This window comes from Burkholderia seminalis, assembly GCF_001718535.1.
Classification (GTDB): domain Bacteria; phylum Pseudomonadota; class Gammaproteobacteria; order Burkholderiales; family Burkholderiaceae; genus Burkholderia; species Burkholderia seminalis.
On the sequence record NZ_CP013398.1, the window covers coordinates 2,349,237 to 2,364,701 of the forward strand.

General features: G+C 69.3%; 12 protein-coding genes. 5 read left to right on the plus strand and 7 right to left on the minus strand.

The genetic code is table 11. From position 1 onward, the window contains the following. The 6 genes from WJ12_RS10655 to WJ12_RS10680 form a co-directional block, all read right to left on the minus strand. The gene (locus tag WJ12_RS10655) at positions 1–1,653 is read right to left on the minus strand and encodes a CTP synthase (protein WP_034188929.1); all 1,653 of its coding nucleotides are present in this window, start codon (positions 1,651–1,653) and stop codon (positions 1–3) included. 181 nt (positions 1,654–1,834) lie between these two features. Further along, entirely contained in the window at positions 1,835–2,680 is an 846-nt protein-coding gene (locus WJ12_RS10660) for an alpha/beta fold hydrolase (RefSeq protein WP_034188930.1), read from the minus strand. Positions 2,681–2,805: 125 nt separating this feature from the next. Further along, a complete protein-coding gene (locus WJ12_RS10665; protein ID WP_059562010.1) occupies positions 2,806–5,289 on the minus strand; it encodes a DNA internalization-related competence protein ComEC/Rec2 in 2,484 nt (827 codons plus the stop codon). 57 nt (positions 5,290–5,346) lie between these two features. Beyond that, positions 5,347–6,135 (minus strand): TatD family hydrolase, encoded by a 789-nt coding sequence (locus WJ12_RS10670; protein ID WP_059562012.1) that lies wholly within the window; start codon positions 6,133–6,135, stop codon positions 5,347–5,349. A gap of 67 nt (positions 6,136–6,202) precedes the next feature. After that, positions 6,203–6,961: a lipoprotein-releasing ABC transporter ATP-binding protein LolD gene (gene lolD / locus WJ12_RS10675; protein ID WP_080287859.1), complete on the minus strand. Its 759-nt coding sequence runs from the start codon at positions 6,959–6,961 to the stop codon at positions 6,203–6,205. After that, complete coding sequence (locus WJ12_RS10680; RefSeq protein WP_034188934.1) at positions 6,954–8,207, minus strand: lipoprotein-releasing ABC transporter permease subunit; 1,254 nt, start codon at positions 8,205–8,207, stop codon at positions 6,954–6,956. Before WJ12_RS10680 ends, lolD begins: the two co-directional genes overlap by 8 nt. Before the next feature lie 162 nt (positions 8,208–8,369). On the opposite strand from WJ12_RS10680, the gene WJ12_RS10685 reads away from it, so the two are divergent. The 5 genes from WJ12_RS10685 (at position 8,370) to WJ12_RS10700 (ending at position 15,104) form a co-directional block, all read left to right on the plus strand. Further along, the gene (locus tag WJ12_RS10685) at positions 8,370–9,434 is read left to right on the plus strand and encodes a regulator (RefSeq protein ID WP_124609693.1); all 1,065 of its coding nucleotides are present in this window, start codon (positions 8,370–8,372) and stop codon (positions 9,432–9,434) included. Positions 9,435–9,448: 14 nt separating this feature from the next. Then, positions 9,449–11,146 (plus strand): single-stranded-DNA-specific exonuclease RecJ, encoded by a 1,698-nt coding sequence (gene recJ / locus WJ12_RS10690; RefSeq protein ID WP_059562018.1) that lies wholly within the window; start codon positions 9,449–9,451, stop codon positions 11,144–11,146. A gap of 167 nt (positions 11,147–11,313) precedes the next feature. After that, positions 11,314–12,418, plus strand: a protein-coding gene (gene prfB, locus WJ12_RS34640; protein WP_124609692.1) for a peptide chain release factor 2 whose coding sequence is annotated in 2 segments (ribosomal slippage) — positions 11,314–11,394 and positions 11,396–12,418 — 1,104 coding nt in all. Because the reading frame shifts where the segments join, the coding sequence is not laid out codon by codon here. 73 nt (positions 12,419–12,491) lie between these two features. Beyond that, positions 12,492–14,018 carry a lysine--tRNA ligase gene (gene lysS / locus WJ12_RS10695; RefSeq protein ID WP_034188937.1) on the plus strand — a complete coding sequence of 509 codons (1,527 nt, stop codon included), beginning with the start codon at positions 12,492–12,494 and terminating at the stop codon, positions 14,016–14,018. 345 nt (positions 14,019–14,363) lie between these two features. Beyond that, positions 14,364–15,104: a glycine zipper 2TM domain-containing protein gene (locus WJ12_RS10700; RefSeq protein ID WP_034188938.1), complete on the plus strand. Its 741-nt coding sequence runs from the start codon at positions 14,364–14,366 to the stop codon at positions 15,102–15,104. Positions 15,105–15,249: 145 nt separating this feature from the next. Here WJ12_RS10700 and iscX read toward each other — a convergent pair whose 3' ends face one another. Next, complete coding sequence (iscX, locus tag WJ12_RS10705; protein ID WP_021157676.1) at positions 15,250–15,459, minus strand: Fe-S cluster assembly protein IscX; 210 nt, start codon at positions 15,457–15,459, stop codon at positions 15,250–15,252. Positions 15,460–15,465: the final 6 nt, after the last annotated feature.

The window sequence follows — 15,465 nt, forward strand, 5'->3', positions numbered from 1 at the left end:
TTACACTCCGCGCGCTTGCTTGTTGGCGAGCGCGGCTTCGACGAACGACTTGAAGAGGGGATGGCCGTCACGCGGCGTGGACGTGAATTCCGGGTGGAACTGGACGCCGACGAACCACGGGTGCATCGAGCGCGGCAGCTCCATCATTTCCGGCAGATCCTCGCTCGGGGTACGGGCGCTGATGATAAGGCCGCCGGCTTCGAGCTGGGGCACGAAGCGGTTATTCACTTCATAACGATGGCGATGGCGTTCGTTCACGTCCTTGCCATAGATTTCTTCCGCCATCGTGCCCGGCTTGATCGGGCAACGCTGCGAACCCAGGCGCATCGTGCCGCCGAGGTCGGATTCCTCGGTGCGCGTCTCGACCTTGCCTTCGCGGTCGTACCATTCGGTGATCAGCGCGACCACGCGCTCCGGCGTGTCCGGATCGAATTCCGTGCTGTTCGCCTGCTTCAGGCCGACGACGTCGCGCGCGAATTCGATCACCGCGAGCTGCATGCCGAGGCAGATGCCGAGGTACGGCACCTTTGACTCGCGCGCGTAGCGGATCGCCGCGATCTTGCCTTCCGTGCCGCGACGGCCGAAACCGCCCGGCACCAGCACGGCGTCGAGATGCTTCAGGCTGTCGACACCGTTCGTCTCGATCTCTTCCGAGTCGATGTACTCGATGTTGACCTTGGTCGACGTATGCAGCGATGCGTGGCGCAGCGCCTCGATCAGCGACTTGTACGACTCGGTCAGGTCGACGTACTTGCCGACCATGCCGATCGTCACTTCGTGCTTCGGGTTCTCGAGCTTCTCGACGAGCGCCGACCACATGCTCAGGTCGGCGTCCTTCGGCGACAGCTTCAGCTCGTCGCAGATGATGCGGTCGAGGCCCTGGTCGTGCAGCATCTGCGGAATCTTGTAGATGCTGTCGGCGTCCCACACCGAGATCACGGCGTCTTCCGGCACGTTCGAGAACATCGAGATCTTCTTCGATTCGTCGTCGGGGATGCGGCGATCCGCACGGCACAGCAGCACGTGCGGCAGGATGCCGATCTCGCGCAGCTTCTGCACGCTGTGCTGGGTCGGCTTCGTCTTCAGCTCGCCCGCCGTCGCGACGTACGGCACCAGCGTCAGGTGCACGAAGCACGCGCTGTTGCGGCCGAGGCGCAGGCTCATCTGGCGCGCAGCCTCGAGGAACGGCAGCGACTCGATGTCGCCGACCGTGCCGCCGATCTCGACGATCGCGACATCCGGCTCGCCGCAGGTGGCCGACGCGGCCCCGCGCTCGATGAACGCCTGGATTTCGTTCGTGATGTGCGGAATGACCTGCACGGTCTTGCCGAGATAGTCGCCGCGGCGTTCCTTGCGGATCACCGATTCGTAGATCTGGCCGGTCGTGAAGTTGTTGGCCTTGCGCATCTTCGTGCTGATGAAGCGCTCATAGTGGCCGAGGTCGAGGTCGGTCTCCGCCCCGTCTTCCGTCACGAACACTTCCCCGTGCTGGAACGGGCTCATCGTGCCGGGGTCGACGTTGATGTACGGATCGAGTTTGAGGAGGGTGACTTTCAGACCGCGCGATTCAAGGATCGCGGCGAGGGAAGCGGCGGCAATACCCTTGCCAAGGGAAGAAACTACGCCGCCGGTGACGAAAACATATTTGGTCATCGCTGGATGCTCGCGGGAAAAACGGATTATACCGTAAAGCCCGCCCTTTTCTCAGCAATTGCCGTGGTGATCGCGCCCTTTCGCGCCGGCCCGCGCCAGCCGTACGCGCCGCGGAAAACCGGCCGGCCGGGCAACGCGGCCGGCTCGCCGCGGCCCATGACGGGCCTCGCCGGACGACGCGTCAGGCGCGCCTCGCGAGCGGTGCGCCGCCGTGCGCCGCCCCGGCCTCTTCCGCCCGCAGCGAATTCAGCATCCGCTGCAATGCGCGGGCGGTCTCGAGCGGCCGCTCCATCGGGAACAGGTGGCTGCCTTCCAGCCACTCGACGCGGCCGCGCGCCGCCCGCCGCGTCGCATCGAGCCCGACCTGCCGCACCTCGCGCGAACGCGTGCCGGCGAGGAAGCCGAGCGGCACCGGCGCGCCGTGCGCGAGCCGCGGGCCGAGCGTGTGCGGCAACGTCCGGTAGATCAGGTATTCGACCTGCCGGTCGAACGCGAGCGCCCGCTCGCCGTCGGCGCCAGCCTGCGGAATCCCGTAATCGATGTAGTCGGCCAGCATCCGTTCGTCCCAGCGCGCGAACGCCGGCTTCTCGCGGAAGTGCCGCCAGACTTCGTCGCGGCTCACCCAGCGCGTGCGCCGGTTGCGCGTCGCGGCGGCCGGCGACAACCGCTCGTCGAGCCCCGCCCACTGGCTCGCCCGCAACGCGCCGGCACGCCATCCGGCGATGATCGGCGAGTCGATCATCACGACGCCGCGCACCCATTGCGGCTTCTTCAGCGCGGCCATCAGCGACAGGTAGCCGCCGAGCGAATGGCCGACGAGCCATACCGGGCGCTCGTAGCGGCTGCCGATGTCGTCGAGCAGCTGCTCGACGAGATGCGGCCAGTCGCGCGTCACCGGATAGCGGCGGTCATGGCCGATCCGCTCGATGTAGCGCAGCTCGTAGTCGTCGGCCAGTTCGGCGAAGATCGTCCGGTACGTGGACGCCGGGAAGCCGTTCGCATGCGAGAAGTGGAGGATGTCCTTCAAACGCCGATGTCTCCTGTGTCGACCGGAGTGAGTGCTTCGGCACGTGCTCCGGCTCCATGCTTTGCGTTCTGTCGGGCCCGCGCGCCGGCACGGTGCGCGGGCCGCGCTTTCCGTCCCGCCCGCCGTCACCGCTCCATCCAGTACCGGCGCCGCTCGTCGCGATAACGCGCGAATGCGAACCCGCCGCCGGCCGGCGCGACGTCGAACCGCACGGCACCGTCGCGATCGGTGCGCGGCAGCGGTATCCCGCGCGCCTCGTAGCGCGCGAGGACGGTCCGGTGCGGATGCCCGAAACGATTGCGATAGCCTACAGGAAATACCGCGACGCGCGGCCCGACCGAATCGAGGAAAGGCTCGACCGACGACGTGCGGCTGCCGTGATGCGGCACGACCAGGATCTGCGCGGCCAGCGCGTCGGGCGTCGCGTTCACGAGCTCGCGTTCGCCGCGGGCGTCGATGTCGCCCGTCAACAGCGCGGACGTGCCGCCCGCGTCGACGCGCAGCACGCACGACTGCCCGTTCGACGAGCCCGCGCCCGGGCCGCCGCGCGGCCACAGGATCGTGAAGACGACGCCGTCCCAGGTCCAGCGCTGCCCGGCCGCGCACGGCAGCCGGTCGGCGACGCCGGCGGCCTCGGCGTCGCGCCACAGCCGGTTCGTCGGCGGAATGCCGGCCAGCAACTGGCGCACGTCGGCCGCCGCATAGACGGCCGGCGCACCGCCCGCATGGTCGGCATCCGCATGACTGAGCACGAGCGAATCGATTGCCGCGATGCCGCGCGCTCGCAACGCCGGCGCGACGATCCGCGTGCCGGCGTGCGTCGACTCCGGCCCCGGGCCGGCATCGAACAGCAAGGTCCGCCGCGCGGTTTCGACCAGCACCGACGCCCCCTGCCCGACATCGAGCACGGTCATCCGGAAACCGCCAGGCGGCGGCGCATCGGGCGCCGGCGCAACGAGCGGCAGCCACGTGAGCGGCGCCGCCCAGCGCAACGGCCAGCCGCGCGGCATCAGCGCCCAGGCGACGCCCACGCAGGCGAGCGCCAGCACCGGCCAGTCGGGCATGCGCAGCCAGAACACGCCGGCCGGCCAGTCGGCGAGGCGCCCGAGCAGCGTCATCATCGGTTCGAGCGCCGCATGCGCGAGCCGGAACGCGTAAGCATCGAACGGCGCGGGCAACGCGATGCCGGCCAGCACGACCGGCGTCACGACCGAGCTGACCCACGGAATCGCGAACGCATTGCCGAGCGGCCCCGACAGCGAAACCTGCGCGAACCACGCGGCGGTGAGCGGCGCGAGACCGATCGTCACCGCGTATTGCACGCGCGCGGCCTCGGCGACGCGGCGGCCGGCGCGCCGGCCCCACGCAAGCAACCGGCTCGACGGACTCGCGCCGCCGCTGCCCTCGTCGCCCTCCGCGTCGGCCACACGCGCGGCGCGCCAGCCGGCGACGGCCAGCAGGATCACGGCGACTGCACCGAACGACAGCCAGAACCCGGCCGACAGCACGGCCCACGGATCGGCGAGCAGCACGCCGCCGAGTGCCGCGCCCAGCACCGCGGATGTCGGCACGCTGCGTCCGGCCAGGTACGCGACGCCCCCGCCCGCGATCATCCACCACGCCCGCTGCGCCGGCACGTTGAAGCCGGCCAGCGCCGCGTAGCCGGCCGCCGCCGCCAGCGCGGCGAGCGCGGCCGCGTACGGCGCCGGCAATACGAGCGTCGCGGCCCGCGCGCGCCAGCGCACGCGGCGCCAGACCATCGACACGAGCCCGCCCGCGATCGCGCCGACCAGCCCGACATGCAATCCGGAAATCGCGACCAGGTGGCTCGTGCCCGTGTTGCGCAGGACACGCCAGTCGTCGTCGCCGATGGCCGACTGGTCGCCGATCGCCAGTGCGGCAACGATGCCGCGATGCGCCGCATCGACACCGAGCGTCTCGCCGATGCGTGTCCGCAGCCAGTCGCGTACCCGGTCGATCGACGCGCGCCATCCCGTTGCGCGCGCATCGAGCAATGCCGCCCGGTGCGGCGCGCTGACATAGCCGATCGCGCGAATCCCCGCGGCGAGCCACGCCGCCTCGCTGTCGCGCACGCCGGGATTGGCCTCGGCATGCGGACGCTTCAGGCGCACGACGAAACGCCAGCGCTGGGCGGCCCGCAGGTCGGGCAGCGCGTCACGTGCCGCGGGCGCGCCATACGCGCGCCACGACAGCCGGATCAGCGGCGGGAAACGGGCCAGCCCGGCATCGTTCGACTCGACCGCGAACAGCAGCCGCGCACCGCTCTCGTCGACGACGGGCAGCCCCCTGATCACGCCGGTGACGACGATGTCGCGCCCTTCCCATTCCGCCGGCAAGCTGTCGCTCAACCGCCATTCGGCGCGCACGGCCGCGTAGCCGAATCCCGCGACGCAGGCCGCGAGCGTGCACAGCATCCATCCGAGCGCGGCCGTCGCGCGCGTGCGCCGGCGACGCATGCACCACGCACCCAGCGCCGCGCATCCGGCGAGCACGGCCGCACCGGCCATCCATGCGATCGCACCCGGCAACGCCGCCTGCCGCTGCAGCACGGCGACGCCGAGCGCGAACGCGATCCACCCCACGCGCATCGCGCCTCCTCGTCGACCTGGCGCCGCGCTGACGAATGCGGCGCCTTCCGGCAACGATTATGCGGACGAAAGCGCGAGTCGCGGCAGCGCGGCGAGCGCGTTGGCCGTTGTGGATAGACCGAGTGAACGGGTATCGGTCCCGCGCAGTTCGGCGAGCACGTCACCGATGCGCGGCACCTGGTCGGGCGTATTGCGGGATTTGTACGCCCATTCGGGCGCGATGTCGGGCGCGTCGGTCTCGACGACGAGCGCGTCGAGCGGCAGTTCCGTGGCGAGCCGGCGGATCTGCAGCGCGCGCGAGAACGTCACGTTGCCGCCGAAGCCGAGATGCAGCCCTTGCGCGAGATACGCGTCGGCCTGCTGGAAACTGCCGTTGAACGCATGCGCGATGCCGCGCCGCACGCCGAAACGGCGCAACCCCGCGAGCACGCGATCCTGCGACTTGCGCACGTGGCACAGCACGGGCAGGTCGAATTCGCGTGCCAGCTTGAGCTGTCCCTGATAGAAGAACTGCTGCCGGTCTTCGTCGAGCCCCGGCACGAAGTAGTCGAGGCCGATCTCGCCGATCGCGACGAAGCGCGGATCGTCGAGACTCGCTTCGATCTCCATGCGCAGGCGGTCGAGATCCTCGTCGCGCGCCTGCGGCGTATACATCGGATGGATGCCGAGCGCATAGACGGCGCCCGGCGTGCGTTGCGCGAGTTCGCGCACCGTCGTGAAGTTGTCGCGCCCGATGCTCGGGATCACGATGCGCGACACGCCGGCCGCGCGCGCCGCATGCGCGACCGCGTCGCGGTCGGCGTCGAACTCGGCGGCGTCGAGATGGCAGTGCGTGTCGATCCACATGGCGGCAGTCCTGCGCCCCTGCGCCGCGCCGGGACCCACCCGGCATCGGCTCAAGGACGATCGCGTATCACACCGGCAGCGCCGGCTCCTCGTGCAGCACGCCGTCGCGCAGCCGCATGATGCGGTCGCAGCGTGCGGCGAGATCGGGATCGTGCGTGACGATCACGAAGCTCGTTTCGAGCGTCTCGGACAGTTCGAGCATCAGGTTGAACACCGTGTCGGCCGTCGTGCCGTCGAGGTTGCCGGTCGGCTCGTCGGCGAGCACGCATGCCGGCTTCGTGACCAGCGCGCGCGCGATCGCGACGCGCTGGCGCTCGCCGCCCGACAGCTCGCCCGGCCGGTGCTTCGCGCGCGGGCCGAGACCGACGCGCTCGAGCATCGCCTGGGCCTGCTCGCGCGCATCCTCGGTCGTCATCCGGCGGATGCGCAGCGGCATCGCGACGTTGTCGAGCGCGGTGAATTCGGGCAACAGGTGATGGAACTGGTAGACGAAACCGAGCGCGCGGTTGCGCAATTCGTTGCGCTCGCGCTCGGCGAGTTGCGTAAACGGCTTGCCGAGCAGCGAAACCTCGCCCGCGCTCGGCTCGTCGAGCCCGCCGAGCACATGCAGCAGCGTGCTCTTGCCGGAGCCCGATGCGCCGACGACCGCGAGTTTCTCGCCGCGCCGCACCGTCAGCTCGGTGTTGCTGAGCACCTGCACGTTGAAGCCGCCCTGCACGAACGCCTTCGTGATCCCGCGCGCCTGAAGCACGTATTCCTGCATACCAGCCGAATCCTGTCTGTTGTGTTGTCGTGAATCCGCGAATGCGGTCGCGCGGTCATTCATAGCGGAGCGCCTCCGCCGGCTTCACCTTCGCGCCGCGCCAGCTCGGATACAGCGTCGCGACGGCCGACAGCGCGAACGCGATCAGCCCGATCCGGATCACGTCGCTCGCGACGAGTTCGGACGGCAGCTCGCTGATGAAGTACACCGACGGCGGCAGGAACTGCACGCCGAACAGGTGCTCGATCATCGGGATCAGCCACGGGATGCTCCACGCGATCAGGCAGCCGAGCGCGACGCCGGATGCGGTGCCGACGAAGCCGATCGTCACGCCCTGCACGACGAAGATCTTCATGATCGACCCCGGCTGCGCGCCGAGCGTGCGCAGGATCGCGATGTCCGCCTGCTTGTTGGTCACCGTCATCACGAGCGACGACACGAGGTTGAACGCGGCCACCGCGATGATCAGCGTGAGGATGATGAACATCATCCGCTTCTCGATCTGCACGGCCGAGAACCAGGTCTTGTTCTGCTGCGTCCAGTCGCGGATGTACAGGCTGCCCGACAGCGTGTGCGACAGCTCGACCGCGACCTGCGGCGCCTTCTGCATGTCCGTCAGCCGCAGCCGCACGCCGGTCGGCGCGGTCATCCGGAACAGCGCCTCGGCGTCGCGGATGTTGATCATCGCGAGCGTGCTGTCGTATTCGTAGTGGCCCGATTCGAACACGCCGACGACCGTGAACTGCTTCAGCCGCGGCATCATGCCGGCCGGCGTGATCGAGCCTTCGGGCGCGACCAGCGTGACCTTGTCGCCGACCGTCACGCCGAGGTTGCCGGCGAGCGCATCGCCGAGCACGATCCCGAACTGCCCCGGCACGAGCGCGGCGAGCTGCCCGGCCTTCATGTCCTTGCCGATGTCGGACACCTGCGGCTCGAGCGTCGGCTCGACGCCGCGCAGCATCACGCCGCTCACCGCGTCCTGGCGCGTGAGCAGCGCCTGCGCGTCGACGTACGGCGCCGCGCCGATCACCGACGGATTGCGGCGCGCTTCCTGCGCGGTCAGTTGCCAGTCGGGCATCGAGCCCGTCGGCGAGAACACCTCGACGTGCGCGAGCACCGACAGCATGCGGTCGCGCACTTCCTTCTGGAAGCCGTTCATCACCGACAGCACGACGATCAGCGCCGCGACGCCGAGCGCGATCCCGAGCATCGACACGAGCGCGATGAAGGAAATGAAGCCGTTGCCGGTCGTGCGTTTGCCGGCGCGCGTGTAGCGCCAGCCGATCTGCCATTCATACGGAAGTTTCAAGCGAATCCTTTCTGCTGGTTACGGCGGGGAGGCGCCCCGCGGCCGGACCGCCGCCCGGTGGCGGCCATCGGTCCGGGCACGGTCGAAAAACGGCCGCCGGACGCAAACGGGCCGTCGGCCGGCCCGATCACGCGCGCAGTTTGCCATACAATGCGCACCATCATGCACGACCGACGCCTCCATTTTCTCGTTCCGTTCGCACTGCCGTCGGCAGCCGATGCGGCCTCGTCCCTGCACACGCTGGACAGCCCCGCGCTCGAAAAGTTGCTCGCCCGCGCCAGCCTCGTCGAGCGCGTGGCCGGCGAGGACTTCCAGCGCACGCTGCCGCACGAGCGCTGGCTGGCCCGCCGGTTCGGCGCGACCCAGGGCAACGCCGCGGACGAGGCGCCGCTTGCGCCCTACATGCTGCTGGCCGACGGCGGCGACCCCGGCGCGCACGCGTGGGCGTGCGTCGAGCCCGTTCACGTCGAAATCGCGCACGATCACCTGGTGCTCGTCGATCCGGCCGCCCTCGCGCTCGACGAAGGCGACGCGGCCGCGCTGCTCGCGGTCGCGCGGCCGCTGATCGAGGAGCTCGGCGTGCGGCTCGACGCGCCGAACCCGGCGCGCTGGTACCTGTCGAGCGACCAGCTCGCCCGGCTGGCCGGCGCCGCGCCGCTGCGCGCGAGCGGCCGCAACATCGAGATCTGGCTGCCGCACGAGGCCCACACCGGCGAACGCTCGCGGATGTGGATGAAGCTGCAGAACGAAGTGCAGATGGCGTGGTTCCAGCACCCGGTCAACGAAGCCCGTGAGGCGCGCGGGCTGCCGGCCGTCAATTCGATCTGGTTCCATGCGCAGGGCACGCTGAAACCGGTCGGCAAGCCGTTCGCGCGCGTGCTGTCGGCGTCGCCCGCCGCGCTCGGCCTCGCGCGCGCCGCGCAAATCGAAGGCGGCAGCGCCCCCGCGACGTTCGGCGCGCTGCCCGCCGCCGACGGCGCGACGCTCGTCGAGCTGCCGGCGCTGACCACCCCGTTCATCGAACAGGACTGGGCGCGCTGGCACGACGGGCTCGCCGCGCTCGAGCGCGACTGGTTCGCGCCGGCCCTCGCCGCGCTGCAGACCGGCGCCTTGTCGAGCGTCGATGTCACGTTGTGCGGCGACACGAGTTCCGTGACGCTGCATGCGACGCGCGGCGACCTGCGCAAGTTCTGGCGCCGCCGCGCCCTCGCCTCCCTGTTCGAATAACCCACCCACCGCGTATGACCCGGATCGTTACCCGCCCCGTCGCGCCCGCCGACGCAGAAGTGCTCGCGCGCCACGGCCTGCACCCCGTGCTCGCGCGCCTGTATGCGTCGCGCGGCGTGCAGTCGCCCGCCGACATCGAGACCGCGCTGGCGCGCCTCGTCCCGCCCACCGAACTGAAGGGCTGCGCCGATGCGGCGTCGCTGCTCGCCGACGCGATCGCCGACAAGCGGCGCCTGCTCGTCGTCGCCGACTACGACTGCGACGGCGCGACCGCCTGCGCGGTCGCGGTGCGCGGCCTGCGGATGTTCGGCGCGCAGATCGACTACCTGGTGCCGAACCGCTTCGAATACGGCTACGGCCTCACGCCCGAGATCGTCGAACTCGCGGCCGCGCGCAAGCCCGACCTGCTGATCACCGTCGACAACGGGATCGCGAGCGTCGCGGGCGTCGAAGCCGCGGCCGCGCGCGGCATCGACGTGCTCGTGACCGACCACCACCTGCCCGGCGACGCGTTGCCCGCCGCCCGCGCGATCGTCAACCCGAACCAGCCCGGCTGCGCGTTCCCGAGCAAGCACCTCGCCGGCGTCGGCGTGATGTTCTACGTGCTGCTCGCGCTGCGCGCCGAGCTGCGCCGCCGCGGCGCGTTCGCGAGCAAGGAAGCCGAACCGCGCCTCGACGGGCTGCTCGACCTCGTCGCGCTCGGCACCGTCGCCGACGTCGTGCGGCTCGACGGCAACAACCGCGTGCTCGTCGCGCAGGGGCTGCAACGCATCCGCAACGGCCGCATGCAGCCGGGCGTCGCCGCGCTGTTTCGCGCCGCCGCGCGCGAAGCGCGCACCGCATCGGGCTTCGACCTCGGCTTCGGCCTCGGCCCGCGCCTGAACGCCGCCGGGCGGCTGTCCGACATGTCGCTCGGCATCGAGTGCCTGATCACCGACGACATCGGCCGCGCCTGGGATCTCGCGCAGCAGCTCGACGTGATGAACCGCGAACGCCGCGAGATCGAGGCCGGCATGCAGCAGCAGGCGCTCGCCGATCTCGCCGACCTCGACCCGGCCGACGCGTGCACGATCACGCTGTTCAACCCCGAGTGGCACCAGGGCGTGATCGGCATCGTCGCCGGCCGGCTCAAGGAAAAATTCCACCGGCCGTCGTTCACGTTCGCGCACGCCGACGAAGAAGGCAAGCGGGTCAAGGGTTCGGGCCGGTCGATCGCCGGCTTCCACCTGCGCGACGCACTCGACCTCGTGTCGAAGCGCGAGCCCGACCTGATCGTCGCATTCGGCGGCCACGCGATGGCGGCCGGCCTCACGCTCGACACCGAGAACGTGCCGCGCTTCGCGGCCGCGTTCGAGGCCGTCGCGCGCGAATGGCTGTCCGACGACGCGCTCGCCCGCGTAATCGAGACCGACGGCGAGCTCGAGGACGCCTACTTCACGCCGCAGTTCGTCGGCCTGCTCGACGAGGCCGTGTGGGGGCAAGGCTTTCCGGCCCCGCTTTTCTCGGGTGAATTCGACGTCGTATCGCAGTCGCTCGTGAAGGAAAAGCACCTGAAGCTGCAGCTCGCGCGCGGCCGCCAGCGCTTCAACGCGATCTGGTTCAACCACACCGAGCCGCTGCCCGCGAGCGCGCTGGTCGCGTACCGGCTCGTTGCCGACACGTGGAACGGCGTCACGCGCGTCCAGCTGATCGTCGAGCACGCGGCCGGCTGAGCGGCGGGCCACTTGGCCCGCCCCGAGTGCGCCCCCGAGTACGCCCCCGCACGCGCACCGCGCCGGACGGGGCCGCGGCACGCATGCGCCCACCGTTTGCGTCACCGGGCAACCCGGCCGATCGGCTATAATTCCGCTTTTTTACGAAGCAAGAACAGCGAACGATCATGGAAGCGGAACGACTCAACGCGATCGAAAGCTCCCTGCTCGACCTGCGCAACCGCGCGGGCGAGCTCCGGGGGTATCTTTGACTACGACGCCAAGGCTGCGCGTCTGACCGAAGTCAACAAGGAACTCGAAGACCCGAACGTCTGGAACGATTCGAAGAACGCGCAGGCGCTCGGTCGCGAGAAAAAGCTGCTCGAAGGCGTCGTCACGACGCTCACCGCGCTCGATAGCGACCTGCGCGACGCGCTCGACCTGTTCGAGCTGGCGCGCGAGGAAGGCGACGAAGACACGCTCGTCGCGTCGGAAGAAGACGCCGCGAAGCTCGAAGCGCGCGTCGGCGACATCGAATTCCGCCGGATGTTCTCGAACCCGGCCGACCCGAACAACTGCTTCATCGACATCCAGGCAGGCGCCGGCGGCACCGAGGCGTGCGACTGGGCGTCGATGCTGCTGCGCCAGTACCTGCGCTACTGCGAACGCAAGGGCTTCAAGGCCGAAGTGCTCGAAGAGTCCGACGGCGACGTCGCCGGCATCAAGAACGCGACGGTCAAGGTCACGGGCGAATACGCGTACGGCTTCCTGCGCACCGAGACGGGCATCCACCGCCTCGTGCGCAAGTCGCCGTTCGACTCGTCGGGCGGCCGCCACACGTCGTTCTCGTCGGTGTTCGTCTATCCGGAAATCGACGACTCGATCGAGGTCGAGATCAACCCGGCCGACCTGCGCATCGACACGTACCGCGCATCGGGCGCGGGCGGCCAGCACATCAACAAGACCGACTCCGCGGTGCGGATCACGCACATGCCGACCGGTATCGTCGTGCAGTGCCAGAACGACCGCTCGCAGCACCGCAACCGTGCCGAAGCGATGGCGATGCTGAAGTCGCGCCTGTACGAAGTCGAGATGCGCAAGCGCCAGGCCGAACAGGACAAGCTCGAATCGAGCAAGACCGATGTGGGCTGGGGCCACCAGATCCGCTCGTACGTGCTCGACCAGAGCCGCGTGAAGGACCTGCGTACGAACGTCGAAATGAGCAACACGCGTGCGGTGCTCGACGGCGATCTCGACGACTTCATCAGCGCGAGCCTCAAACAGGGCGTGTAAGCGCCGCGGCGCGGCCTGGCCCGCGCCGCCCTTCCCGTTTGCGTTGCCGCACCCATTCCGAATTCCGACCATCATGACCGAACCGACCCAAACGCAGCCCGCCGTCACGGCGGACGAAAACCAGATCATCGCCGAGCGCCGCGAGAAGCTGCGCGCCCTGCGCGAGCAAGGCGTCGCCTATCCGAACGACTTCCGGCCCGAGCACCACGCAGCCGACCTGCAGGCGAAATTCGCCGACTCGGACAAGGCCGCGCTCGAAGCGAACCCGGTCGAGGTGTCGGTGGCCGGCCGCATGATGCTCAAGCGCGTGATGGGCAAGGCGAGCTTCGCGACGGTGCAGGACGGTTCGGGCCAGATCCAGTTCTTCGTGACGCCGAACGACGTCGGCGCCGACACCTACGACGCGTTCAAGAAGTGGGACCTCGGCGACATCGTCGCCGCGCGCGGCGTGCTGTTCCGCACCAACAAGGGCGAGCTGTCGGTCCAGTGCAAGGAGCTGCGCCTGCTGTCGAAGGCGCTGCGTCCGCTGCCGGACAAGTTCCACGGCCTGTCCGACCAGGAAATGCGCTACCGCCAGCGCTACGTCGACCTGATCGTCACGCCGGAAACGCGCGATACGTTCCGCGCCCGCACGAAAACGATCGCGTCGATCCGCAAGTTCATGGACAACGCCGCGTTCATGGAAGTCGAAACGCCGATGCTGCACCCGATCCCGGGCGGCGCCGCGGCGAAGCCGTTCGTCACGCATCACAATGCGCTCGACATGCAGATGTTCCTGCGCATCGCGCCGGAGCTGTACCTGAAGCGCCTGATCGTCGGCGGCTTCGAACGCGTGTTCGAAATCAACCGCAACTTCCGGAATGAGGGCGTGTCGCCGCGCCACAACCCGGAATTCACGATGATGGAGTTCTACGCCGCGTACACCGACTACCGCTGGCTGATGGACTTCACCGAGCAACTGATCCGCCAGGCGGCGATCGATGCGCTCGGCACCGCGACGATCCAGTATCAAGGCCGCGAGCTCGACCTCGCGAAGCCGTTCCATCGCCTGACGATCACGCAGGCGATCCAGAAGTACGCACCGGACTATACCGACGGCCAGCTGTCGGACGACGCGTTCCTGCGCACCGAACTGAAGCGCTTCGGCGTCGACGTGTCGCAGCCGGCGTTCCTGAACGCAGGCATCGGCGCGCTGCAGCTCGCGCTGTTCGAGGAAACGGCCGAAGCACAGCTGTGGGAACCGACGTTCATCATCGACTACCCGGTCGAGGTGTCGCCGCTCGCACGCGCATCGGATACCGTGCCGGGCATCACCGAGCGTTTCGAGCTGTTCATGACCGGCCGCGAGATCGCGAACGGCTTCTCCGAGCTGAACGATCCGGAAGACCAGGCCGCGCGCTTCAAGAAGCAGGTCGAACAGAAGGATGCGGGCGACGAGGAAGCGATGTTCTTCGACGCCGACTACATCCGCGCGCTCGAATACGGGATGCCTCCGACGGGCGGCTGCGGGATCGGCATCGACCGTCTCGTGATGCTGCTGACCGACAGCCCGACGATCCGCGACGTGTTGCTGTTCCCGCATCTGCGCCGCGAAGACTGACGGCCGCGACCGCGTGTGCGCCGCGCCCCTGCGGCGCGCACGCGTCAGCTTTGTAACGACGCGTAAATCCCGCCAGCCGGCGTTCGCCGGCTTTCGATCTCTCCCCGTTTTATTCCCTCGTCGCGACGGCCTTCTGCGGGTTTTCCCTGCCATGACCGCCGCTGCCCTGCTGCAATTCGTTACACCTTGATACGGCGCGCCGCTTGCCGGTGGACGACACTCCTCTTGCGTCACCACGCATGACCACGGGACCAGAACTGGGCGCAGGAACGCCGAGTCTGCTCGCTCCCGAGCGTGGGATCCGGCCCGGCGCCGCGCCGATCCGGATCGACATCGGAGAAAAAAATGGACAACCAGAATCAGACCACGCCGCAAAAGCAACGCCTCCATCCGCTCATCGCCACCGCCGCCGGCGCCGTCATCGTCGCCAGCCTCGCGGCGACGGCAGCGATCACGGGGCTCATCCCGAAGGCCAGCAGCAACAACGCGCAAAGCGGCCAGACCCAGGCCGCGCTGATCGCGTCGCAGCCGGCCGTCGACACGGCCGCAGCCGCCAGCGCGGCGCTCGCCGCGCAAGCGCAGCAGCAGGCCGCGGAACAGGCCGCGCAGCAAAAGCTGGCCGCCGAGAAAGCGGCGGCCGCGCAAGCCGAGCCGAAGCCCGCGCCGCGTCCGGCCGCGCCGCATCGCCGTCATACGACGGCACCGCAGCCGCCGCAGTACGCGCAGCAGCCGTCCGCGCCCGCGCAGACTTACTGCCAGAGCTGCGGCACGATCGTCGCGATCACGCAGACGCGCACGCCGGGCCAGAGCTCGGGGATCGGCGCCGTGGGCGGTGCCGCCGCCGGCGGCCTGCTCGGCAACCAGTTCGGCCACGGTAACGGCCGCACCGCGATGACGATCATCGGCGCGCTGGGCGGCGGTCTCGCCGGTAACCAGGTCGAGAAGCAGGTGCGCGCGGAAACCGACTATCAGGTGCAAGTGCAGATGGAAAGCGGCGCGACGCGCACGTTCACGTACCACAACCCGCCGCCGTTCGGCCAGGGCCAGCGCGTGCGGATCGAGAACGGCACGCTGGTCGGCGCGTAATCGCCCGATCGCTGCGCCCCCTGCCCGCCTGTCGTGCGGGGGCATGGCCGGCCTGAAAACGAAAACGGCTCGCGAGCAATTGCCCGCGAGCCGTTTTTTCATTGGTGCCACGCGCGCCCACGCGACGCACGCCGTGCCCGATCGGTCAGTCCTCGTCGTCGAAATCCGATTCGTCGATCCAGTGTGCCTGGATCGCTTCGAGGATCTTCTCGCCGGAGTGCTTCGGATCGTCGTCGAAGCCGTCGAGTTCGAGCACCCACTGGCGCAGGTCGACGAAATTGATCCGCTGCGGGTCGATGTCGGGGTGCTTGTCCGCCAGCGCAATGGCTATTTCACGCGAATCGGTCCATTTCATCGCCTG